This window comes from Aeromonas sp. 159, from assembly GCF_963862045.1.
GTDB lineage: Bacteria > Pseudomonadota > Gammaproteobacteria > Enterobacterales > Aeromonadaceae > Aeromonas > Aeromonas veronii.
The window spans coordinates 1-9,447 of the sequence record NZ_CAWLMI010000099.1 but is presented as its reverse complement, the minus strand read 5'-3'; the positions used below and the strand labels follow the sequence as shown (position 1 = coordinate 9,447).

Genomic DNA, 9,447 nt, shown 5'->3' with positions numbered 1-9,447 from the left:
CTCAACATGGCTCGGCTGCCCGCCAACTCAAGGTATCTGCTATGAAATTACCGCTGCTGTTGACCCTGCTGCTGGCCAGCCTGAGCGCCCGCGCCGAGCTTATCGAAGCACAGGGCAGCGCCGCCATTCTGGGGGGCGATGAGGTCTATGCCCGCGAGCAGGCGACCCGCGACGCCCTGCGTCAGGCGCTGCTGGCCAGCGGCGCGGCCGTTTCCAGCGTCCAGCGTCTGGAAAATGGCAGCCTTCGCTCCGAGCAGATCCAGATCCGCTCCGGCGGCGACATTCGCCAGTACCGGCTCAAGCGGGAAGAGGTGCGCAACGGCCGCATGTATATCACGCTAGTGGCCGACATTCAGGCCGAGCGCCAGATCTGCCAGACCCAGCACTTCGCCAAGGATTTGACACTGGTGAGGCTGCGGATGCGCTATCCGGACCAAGCCAGCTACGGCGCCATGGACGACATGCCGGAAAACCTCTCGCGACGACTGTTCGAGACTCTCGCCAACGCGCCGCAAGGGGTCGCGGTGCGCCAGTGGCTGGATGAAAACCTGCGCATCGACCCGCTTCACCTGCAACAGGGGGATCGCAGTGCCCTCGAAGAGATCAAGGCGCTCAGCCTGCGTACCGACAGCCAGTATCTGGTGCTCGGCAGCATCGACGATCTCTCCATAGAGCCGCAAGGCAACCAGCTGACCAGCTGGTATGAGGATCCCGTACGCAACTTTCGCATGCAGCTCTACCTGTTCGATGGCATCAACGGCAGTCTGGTCAACCGCAAGGTCTACGAAGGGCGTGCCACCTGGACCTTTGGCAAGCGGGAACAGGTGGGCAGCAGCAGCGGCCAGTTCTGGCAGTCAAGCTATGGCCAGGAGGTCAACTACCAGTTGCAGCAGGCGGCTCAGGATCTGGTAGCCCAGCTCACCTGCGCCCCGGTCACCGCCCGGGTGGTTGGCCAGAACGAACGAGGCCCCTACATCAATCTGGGGCGGCGCAACGGTGTCAAGCTTGGCGATCAGTTCCGCATCCAGCACAACGCCGACTTTATCGACCCCTACGGCAAGTCGCGCATGATGCGCAACCCAGCCGACGGCCTGTTTGAGGTAGTACAGGTATTCGACGATGGCGCCATCATCAGCAGCCAGAACAAATATTCGCCGTTTAACATCCAGAATGGGGATTTGGCAGTATTGGAATAAGAATCAAGGGTTTAAAAGGGAATTGCTTCTTGTATAATGCCCGCCACACAGCTCCCGTAGCTCAGCAGGATAGAGCGGTCCCCTCCTAAGGGACAGGTCACTGGTTCGACTCCAGTCGGGAGCGCCATATAAAACAAGGGGTTGGCATCATCATGGAGCCAACCCCTTGGTTGTTTTTGGCCCTGGCGTGCTTGTGAGCGTCGTATTACCCCATCATGCGCTCAAAACCCAGGGGCTATGGGATAACACTGTGGCCCTTAAGGGCCACTTGCCTGTCAAGCTATCAGCCTTTTTGCCAGATAGTGGCGATCTTGCCAAACCAGTGCTCAGAGAGCTTTTGCGCCTGTTTGACTTCCGGCTTGGTCATCGCTGCTTCCAGCTCATCACGAGCCAGCACGGCTTCTGGCATCCCTTCTGTTGCCGCCATAGATAACCAGGCATAGGCATGTACCCGGTTGCGCGGAGCCCCCAGTCCCTCTTCACGCATGGTCCCCATACGGTATTGAGCCATCCGGTCACCCTGCTGGGCAGCCAGACGATACTGCTTGAGTGCCAACACATAGTCCTCTTTACCGCCCAAACCCTGCCGCAGCATCTCGCCATAAGCATATTGAGCCTGGGTATGACCTTGTCCAGCAGCTTTGGCATAGCTGGCTCTGGCTTGCTCCAACTCACCCTGCTCTTGCTGCAACTGCGCCAGCTCGAAACTGGCCTTGGTGATCCCGCCTTCCGCAGCCAGAGTCAACCAATGTTGCCTGGCTACGCCATCTGTTTGTTGCAAGCTCAGTTGGTACTCCGCCTCATGCGAGCCATGAGTCACCGCCAACTCCAACCAATATCTGCCCAACGCAGGATCAGCTTGCACTTGCTCTCCCGCCAGATAAGCAACACCCAGCCATAGTTCAGCTTCGGCAGAACCCGCATTGGCAGCCCGCTGATAAGCCGCGAAAGCATCAGTTGGTGTAGCCTGACGAGCCAGCAACAACAAGGCATCCGGCTGCTGCTGGGCGGCCGCCTTCTCAAACCAGCGCAGGGCAATATCCGGGCGTTTGATCACCCCTTTCCCCTGCTCATAGCGCTTGCCCAGCTGATACTGAGCGTCACGATTGCCCAGCTCTGCCGCTTTTTCCAACCACTTGACGGCATCCTCATCCGCCCCCTGCTGCTTGGCATACCACTGCCCAAGGATCAATTGCGCCTCTGCATGATCCTGTTTGGCGGCTTTCTCGAACCAGTCGAGGCATTCACTGACCAGCTTGCCCTGATGCTGCTCCTGACACATCAGGCCCAGCTGATAGCTGGCATTGCTGTTGCCAAGGCGAGCAGAGCGCTGCCACCACTGAGTAGCAAGTGCTGGATTCTTTGGCTCACCGAGTCCAGCCTGATACCACTCCCCTACCTGCCAGGCAGCATTGGCACGGACCTGCTGATCGGCAGCCAAAGGGCCCGACTGCTCAGCGGCCTGCTGCATCCAGTGCATGGCGTTGGGGTAATCAGGTTGGCTGGCCAGACGTTTGGCCAGCTCATATTGGGCTCGGCCATCCCCCTGCTTTGCGGCTTGGGATAACTCGGCGTCAGTGAGTGAAGTTGTGGAAGAGCAGGCTGCGAGCAGGCCGGTAGCCAGCGCCAGCCATAAAGCGTTAAATTTCATGGAAAAATCTACTCAGAGTGAAAATGTTACGGATAAATCGCGCCTATCTTGCCAACAGGCCCGTTGTACTACACAACCATCTGATGGCCATCAAGTGAATGCGAATCCTCCCTGATCATTAGCCTTTCCTGCCTAGTGCTCTCGACCAATTCGGCGGTCATAATATGGTCATTATCACGATGAAAAAGCAGATGCAGGGCAAACAGGTTTTGGTACAGCTTCATTGATACCTCTTAAACCGCAATCCAAATCAATTGACCGGATCGGTATCCGTCTTGGGCGGTGCTGCGCGATAAGCGTCCATGATCGGGGCCCAGTCCATGCCATTGGGAATTGGGTATTGTTTGAATAGCTCACCATATTTCTTGTCAAAATCATCCATTCCATATTGGCGTACTACCGGTACTTTCTTGTCATACCAATCATCGGTTACCTCTTCGGCTATGCCGCGGACAAGCAGTAGGTCAGGACTGAGCTGCAATCCTCCTCCGGTTAATATGACCTCGAAATAACCACCAGGAGCCAAACCAAAATAGAGGCGATTTCGTCTATCATAACGCCCTTCAACCAAATACACCTGACGCATTTTCTGCTCTAGATCGATCGGTAAATCTACCTTGATGCGGTATCGTTTTCGATCATGGAACGAAACCATCTCAATCACGGCTTTATCGGGTACCGGTACACCGTCTGTCGGCAGTCCTCCACCACCAGCCCAGTAATACTTTTTATTGATAAGTTTACTCTGAAGAATGCCAGCGTTGCAGCCCCCTCCTGGATAACCCACCACCTTCTTACCTTGCCAGTAAAACTCTGCTTTGGTTGTACAAAAACTGTCAACATTAGAGCCTGTACCATAACGCCAAGAAAAAGGTTTGATCTTTGTATTCGCAGCACAAGCCAACAGAGGAAAAAGCAGGCCAAGCACTAATATCCATCGTTTTAACATCATGACACCTTGTTCCCTATCAGTTCGCGCCTCTCTTTACTAATACTCGTTTCGTCTTTATTGGTATGGGCCGGATTTGCAATGCCCTTGTTGCTGGCACTGTGGTGGAGATAGTCACGACGCAAGGCGCGGTAAACATCAGGTGATAATTGATGAGCCAAGTTCTTGGCGACCTTCAGTTCGATAGCAGATAAGGCCCAAAGTTTATCCAGCGCATACAAGTCATCACTGCACTGGGTCAGTATCTGTCTTGGGTTGGGCAGCGCGATAGGCGTCCATGATGGGGGCCCAATCCATGCCAAGAGGGACAGGGTTCTGTTGGTAACTCGCTCCATAGCTATCATCAAACGATTTAAAAGGATTATGGAACTGTTTAGTAAGTGGAACTTTAGTGTCTTGCCAAGGATGTACTTCTGTAGCAAGGCCTCTTGTGAGCAATACATCAGGTTTGACATTGAATTTAGTTAGAAACACTTCAACATAACCTCCTGGCGCTAGCCCAAGAGCGATAATATTTCTCCGTGCTTTTTGGCGTTTCTCTGCATTGACAATCAAGTAGTTTTGAGCGAGTTGTGTATTCAAATCCTGTGGAAGGGTTAAAGTAATGCCATAGCGTTTTTTGTCATGAAATGAAATCCACTCAATATCCACTTTATCTGGAATTGGTTTGTTATATAGCTTTCGTCCTCCACCTATACGCCACCGATAATCTTTTCGTTGTAATGCCTCTACTCCAACATACCCTGCATCACCATTTGAAGAACCATGAATCAGACTCCCCTCACGATAAAAATTAGCCTTGGCATGCCAAATTTCATCAGCATTGGACCCTACCATATATGACCAGTCCATGGATTTGGGGCCATCGTCATCGCACAATGCAGACTTTGATAGCAGGAACGTCAGTATAAAAATCCAGCGTGTTAATATCATCATTGAACCGGAGTTATATCAGTCTTAGGCTGTGCTGCGCGGTAAGCATCCATGATAGGCGCCCAGGCCATGCCATTGGGAACTGGGTATTGCTTGAATAACGCGCCATATTTCTTGTCAAAATCATCCATTCCATATTGGCGATCTATCGCTACTTTCTTGTCATACCAATCATCAGTCACAACTTCGGCAATACCACGAGCAAGCAGAATATCTGGCTTAACATTTAACCTATCTCCCTTGAGCAACACCTCAAAATAGCCGCCTGGCGCTAGGCCAAAATAGAGCCAGCTACGGCGGTCATAACGCCCCTCAACAGAGTAGACCTGGCGCATCTGTTGCTCCAGATTGGCAGGCAAGTCCACCTTTATACGGTAGCGCTTGCGATCATGGAAGGAAACCATCTCAATCACAGCTTTATCGGGGATGGGAACACCGTCGGTAGGCAGGCCACCACCACCCGCCCAATAATAACGTTGCACCTTGATTCTATCGGCAAGTAGACCTCCAGCTCCGCCACCGGCCAAACGGTCGGCATAAACTTGTTTCCCTCTAAGATAGAACTCGGTCTTGGTGTTCTTAGTAAGATCTATATTACTGCCTGTACCATAATCCCAAGCAAATTGAGGCAAAGGTTGTGGCGCCGCGCAGGCCATCAATGAAAGGCAAAAAACCGATAATGCGACGATAGATTTCATCTCTGCGTTGGTACATCCTGCTCTAGATGGGAGAGATCCATGGTCTCAAGCGCCTTCATATTATCAATGTATCGGCGGCGCATATCTTGGCGCAGAGCTGTAATTGCCTCTAGCGTGAGCTGCCGCGGGAGGATATTTGGTGATGTTGGTTTGGTACCCTTAGCCGGCACTTTCAAGCTCCATGGTGTTACCTTACTGGGTCAGTATCTGTCTTGGGTTGGGCGGCGCGGTAAGCGTCCATGATCGGAGCCCAAGCCATACCACTGGGGGTGGGGTACTGTTGATAGGCATCACCGTATGCTTTATCAAAATCGTCGAACCACTCTTTGTATACTTTGGTGACAGGATTTTCCTTGTCTTGCGAGGTTTGAATTTCCTTAGCAATCCCCCTGGCCAGCAGGATATCAGGTGTCACTCTGACACTGGTTAAAAATGCTTCCACATATCCACCAGTGGCCATGCCTAAGCCAATGTTATCTCGACGCTCTTCGCGCCAATCATCTTTCACCTTGATGCGATAAGGTTGTGCAATCATGCTTTCCAGCTCTGCTGGCAATGCCAGGCTAATGCGATAGCGTTTTTTGTCGTGGAATGAAATCCACTCTAGTTCCACCCGATCTGGAATTGGTCGTGTGGTGTGGCTCCCTTTTGAAATACTCCAGCGATAGTCTTTTTCTTTTAACCCTTCAGCCCCAAAAAATCCGGCGGAACCATTCGTCGAGGCATCAACCAATTTGCCCTGGCGATAAAAGAGTACCTCGGTCACCCATAGTTCATCTGAGTTAGAACCGACCATATGCCACCACTCCAAATTTTGGGATGGGGAAGACGCGGCCTGACAAGCAGTGACTAGTGGCAACAAAACCAGTAAGAGTATCCAGCGCATTAATAACCTCCCTTTTGATTACCCGTCAGCTTGCGGATCTCTTTGTCACCAACCCTATTGGGCTTGTTGACTAGCCCGGTATCTGCGCTGTAGTGCAAATAACTCAGCCGCAACTTTTGGTACACCTCATCAGGTAAGCTACGAGCCAAGTTGATCACCTCTCCGCGCCGTTGGGCCACATCAACCCATAGCTCATCGAGTTTGGCTAAGTTCACAGTGGGATACGAGAGCGCACTATCTAGGCGGTAGGCATTGTCACCTTGTGATACCCACTTCTTAAAAGGCACTCCAGCATCCCGCGCCGCTTCCACCATCATGTGCAGCGGTATACGTGAATATTCCCCCTCCACCACCCGGTGCAGTACCACATCTACGCTGATGTTTCTAAGCCCCCCAGATTGACTGCCCGTGATCGGACCCAGTGACCTAGGGCGCACATTGAGATAGCCAAGCCGAGTTGCATCACTATAGCTAGCCAGAGACACGGCACCTTTGCCCCAGCCTTGTCCAGCACGCATTTTTGCATAGGCACTGGCATCCCGATATGCCTGTGCATCAGCTGGATGGACATGCGGCAACTCATTGGAGCTGAAGGTTGCGATCACACTGTTTTCAGTGATCAGCGGTGACGCATAATTGGGGTCACGCAAACTCCAGCGGCTGTAATAGCCGCCACCGATGTCGGAGTGGGCGCCGGGAATAATCACTTCGGTAAAATTCTCCGCGAGTGCAGTGCCTGCGGCATCGTCGGTGATACGGGTCAAGTCAAAGTGATAGCGCCACTCGTCAGCCGCCACGATATGCACTACTCGTTCGGCACAATCAGGGGCCAGCGCCACATTACGCTTACCCCACAGATAGGAGCTGACCACGGTATCAAACAGCCCGACAAACTGGATCCGCACATCATCACGACTGGCCCAGTCAAAGCCCTTCTTCAGAGGGATATCGGGGTCGGCGGCCATGGCTTCCACCAGAGGGTGATCGCCCTTCTGGTCGATACGGTTTACAAACTGGCGGGCAGCAGAAGCGCCCCGGCTAAAGCCAAAAACATCGAACTCGACCTTATGAATACATTCGATTGTGGGCAGTATTCGCTCCAGTTGTTTTTTGACCTCTGCCACAATTTGGGTTTGACAGGCCTGTTCAACCCGAACAGCACTAGAGGTATCACCCTTGTCTGCGGCTAGACCGGCTTTTGCATCGTTCTGCCCTTCGGTGGTGCCAATACCTTCAACATAAACAGCTACATTCAATTCGGATTTTGTCGGCAGCTTATATAGCTCCCTAGCCTTGCCAATATTGGTGATATCGTTCTTCTCGCTGTTATTGAGATCATCAGGCAACGCCCCTTCAAAACACTGCTCCAGCAATACCTGCTGCTCTTCCAGGCTACATTGCGCCAAGGCGGTCTCCAATGCACTTTTCCCTTCCCTGTGCTTGAAGGTGTTGTTGGCAGTGCCATCAAAGAACACCCCGATACGCAGGGTGGTGAGCTGATAGCCCTTCACCTCAATCACGTAGGAGTGCTTGGTGATAAAGCGCGGCGGTTGGGCTTGCCCGGCTTTATGTCCTTCCGATAGCGGTTGTTCTGGGTCAGTGAGGCAAAGGTCGCCAGTAGTTACTTTGACATGCTCGCGCTTTACATCGTCGTGACCGAAAAGTTTGTCGGTATAAGCGGGAACCTGGCTGGTTTCGCCCTCTTTCAGGGCTTCACGAGATTGGGCTGCTTTAAGCCAGGGTTGGGTCTCCAGCTTGATCGTCACCGGCCCCACCGCAAAGCCTTGTACCAGGGTTGGTCCATCTTTTAGGGTCACGGTTTTGCTGGTGCCCGTGGCATCGGTCAAGGTGGCCTTTTGCCCCTTGAACGAGCGGTTCTGTTCGTCGCGAACGTCTATCTCAATCCAGCAGTTGTTCTTTTCACAGGGGATGCAGTGGGCGCTGATAGCCATTACACAGCTCCTATCAAATCAGGGTGTTTGTTCAGCCAGTTATTCACCTGAGCCATTTCATCATCGGTCAGCATCAACGGCGCTCTGATGGCATCCAGCGTCATGCTTGCCTGCAGCGTGAGAGCGCCAGCTACCACGCCATCAAGGACGTCACCTGTCAGCCCAGCTTGATTAGCCTGCTTGAGGGCGGTGGTAATGGCGGCTTCCGGATTGGGATGACGCGCCATCATATCCTCCATCCGTTGCCAGAAGTGGCGAGAGAGGATGTAGGCGTGACGGCTTTCGTCATACAGCGGTATCAGGTGGTGAGGCTGAATGCGAAACCAAGGCGCTTGGCGGTGCGTGAATTCAGCATCAGACATTCGCTGCCACACACTATCGTTGGCCCAGAGGCTTGAGCAGGGGCCGAGCACATCATCGAGCTCCTGTTGACTCATGGTGTCCAGCATCTTGGGAAAGACCCGATTATCGGCATAGCGCAGCCACATCACCTCTCCTTCGAAGGCCACTTCTATCAGGCTTTGCCAGTGCTGCTGGATTGTATCTACAGAGGCATCACTTGAGACGTAGACGCCGCCCAGTTGCGGGTGAGCCGCGATAAACTCGGGAGCTGGGTTGGGCAGTAGCCAAGGGCCTTGTTCGGCTTGGTCCGCATACGCCGTACCGGCAAACAAGGGGATGGCATTGGCACCGCCCTGGTTGCAGTAGTCCGCCACAGCGGTGGTATCGAGCGCAGCATCGACGACGGCAAACAACTGGCCGGGATATTGGCTGCGCCACTCTTGAAAAGTCATGCCTTACCTCCCTGGGCAAAGGGGCAGGGTTTCACCAGCGGGGCCATTGACTCCATGCTCTTTTGAATGGCAATCGCTGGGATAGTGGCTGGTGGCGCGGGTGGCACCTTGACCACACCCGGCAGGCCGGGCATCTGACCCGCCCACCCAGAGCCAGAACCCGGACTACCGCCAGAGTTCATCTTGATGGAGCCGCCAAAGAGGGTGACACCACCGGCATCAATCTTCACAAAGCTGCCGCCGACTTTCAGGGTCAGTTCGGCGCCCGCCTCCATCACGATTTTCATCCCCGCTTTGTGGTGCACTTCACTGCCTGCATCAACCAGCAGTGACTGCCCCAGCTTCTGGTGCATGGAGGCATCCACCGTCAGCGAATAGTCCGCCTTGA

General features: G+C 53.5%; 9 protein-coding genes, 1 tRNA gene and 1 pseudogene. 2 read left to right on the top strand and 9 right to left on the bottom strand.

Translation table 11 applies throughout. The annotated features are described in order from the left end of the window. Window positions 1-41: 41 nt before the first annotated feature. Both AACR14_RS15630 and AACR14_RS15625 read left to right on the top strand, forming a co-directional pair. Window positions 42-1,196: a flagellar assembly protein FlgT gene (locus AACR14_RS15630; RefSeq protein ID WP_019446850.1), complete on the top strand. Its 1,155-nt coding sequence runs from the start codon at window positions 42-44 to the stop codon at window positions 1,194-1,196. 50 nt (window positions 1,197-1,246) lie between these two features. Continuing rightward, window positions 1,247-1,323: transfer RNA gene (locus AACR14_RS15625), tRNA-Arg, on the top strand. A gap of 156 nt (window positions 1,324-1,479) precedes the next feature. On the opposite strand, the gene AACR14_RS15620 is transcribed toward AACR14_RS15625, so the two are convergent. From AACR14_RS15620 to AACR14_RS15580, 9 genes and pseudogenes are all read right to left on the bottom strand, one after another. Continuing rightward, window positions 1,480-2,847 (bottom strand): tetratricopeptide repeat protein, encoded by a 1,368-nt coding sequence (locus tag AACR14_RS15620; protein ID WP_019446849.1) that lies wholly within the window; start codon window positions 2,845-2,847, stop codon window positions 1,480-1,482. Between the two features lie 250 nt (window positions 2,848-3,097). Further along, window positions 3,098-3,796: a DUF2931 family protein gene (locus tag AACR14_RS15615; protein WP_019446847.1), complete on the bottom strand. Its 699-nt coding sequence runs from the start codon at window positions 3,794-3,796 to the stop codon at window positions 3,098-3,100. Continuing rightward, window positions 3,796-4,017 carry a hypothetical protein gene (locus AACR14_RS15610; RefSeq protein ID WP_152564571.1) on the bottom strand — a complete coding sequence of 74 codons (222 nt, stop codon included), beginning with the start codon at window positions 4,015-4,017 and terminating at the stop codon, window positions 3,796-3,798. The genes AACR14_RS15615 and AACR14_RS15610 overlap by 1 nt, the downstream gene beginning before the upstream one ends. Before the next feature lie 4 nt (window positions 4,018-4,021). Further along, on the bottom strand, window positions 4,022-4,732 hold the full coding sequence (locus tag AACR14_RS15605) for a DUF2931 family protein (RefSeq protein WP_083851957.1): 711 nt from the start codon (window positions 4,730-4,732) through the stop codon (window positions 4,022-4,024). After that, window positions 4,729-5,427: a DUF2931 family protein gene (locus AACR14_RS15600; RefSeq protein ID WP_019446845.1), complete on the bottom strand. Its 699-nt coding sequence runs from the start codon at window positions 5,425-5,427 to the stop codon at window positions 4,729-4,731. Before AACR14_RS15600 ends, AACR14_RS15605 begins: the two co-directional genes overlap by 4 nt. 187 nt (window positions 5,428-5,614) lie before the next feature. Further along, window positions 5,615-6,313: a DUF2931 family protein gene (locus AACR14_RS15595; RefSeq protein ID WP_019446844.1), complete on the bottom strand. Its 699-nt coding sequence runs from the start codon at window positions 6,311-6,313 to the stop codon at window positions 5,615-5,617. Next, complete coding sequence (locus AACR14_RS15590; RefSeq protein ID WP_019446843.1) at window positions 6,313-8,265, bottom strand: T6SS phospholipase effector Tle1-like catalytic domain-containing protein; 1,953 nt, start codon at window positions 8,263-8,265, stop codon at window positions 6,313-6,315. Before AACR14_RS15590 ends, AACR14_RS15595 begins: the two co-directional genes overlap by 1 nt. After that, window positions 8,265-9,059: a DUF4123 domain-containing protein gene (locus AACR14_RS15585; protein WP_019446842.1), complete on the bottom strand. Its 795-nt coding sequence runs from the start codon at window positions 9,057-9,059 to the stop codon at window positions 8,265-8,267. The genes AACR14_RS15590 and AACR14_RS15585 overlap by 1 nt, the downstream gene beginning before the upstream one ends. Further along, window positions 9,056-9,447: pseudogene (locus AACR14_RS15580) on the bottom strand (type VI secretion system tip protein VgrG); the annotation flags it as partial. The pseudogene AACR14_RS15580 and the gene AACR14_RS15585, both read right to left, overlap by 4 nt.

What these genes read in the sequence shown, in the direction of transcription:
- AACR14_RS15585 (WP_019446842.1), bottom strand. Translation starts at nt 9,059, where the DNA reads ATGACTTTTCAAGAGTGGCGCAGCCAATATCCCGGCCAGTTGTTTGCC.
- AACR14_RS15620 (WP_019446849.1), bottom strand. Translation starts at nt 2,847, where the DNA reads ATGAAATTTAACGCTTTATGGCTGGCGCTGGCTACCGGCCTGCTCGCA.
- AACR14_RS15630 (WP_019446850.1), top strand. Translation starts at nt 42, where the DNA reads ATGAAATTACCGCTGCTGTTGACCCTGCTGCTGGCCAGCCTGAGCGCC.
- AACR14_RS15615 (WP_019446847.1), bottom strand. Translation starts at nt 3,796, where the DNA reads ATGTTAAAACGATGGATATTAGTGCTTGGCCTGCTTTTTCCTCTGTTG.
- AACR14_RS15595 (WP_019446844.1), bottom strand. Translation starts at nt 6,313, where the DNA reads ATGCGCTGGATACTCTTACTGGTTTTGTTGCCACTAGTCACTGCTTGT.
- AACR14_RS15605 (WP_083851957.1), bottom strand. Translation starts at nt 4,732, where the DNA reads ATGATGATATTAACACGCTGGATTTTTATACTGACGTTCCTGCTATCA.
- AACR14_RS15600 (WP_019446845.1), bottom strand. Translation starts at nt 5,427, where the DNA reads ATGAAATCTATCGTCGCATTATCGGTTTTTTGCCTTTCATTGATGGCC.
- AACR14_RS15590 (WP_019446843.1), bottom strand. Translation starts at nt 8,265, where the DNA reads ATGGCTATCAGCGCCCACTGCATCCCCTGTGAAAAGAACAACTGCTGG.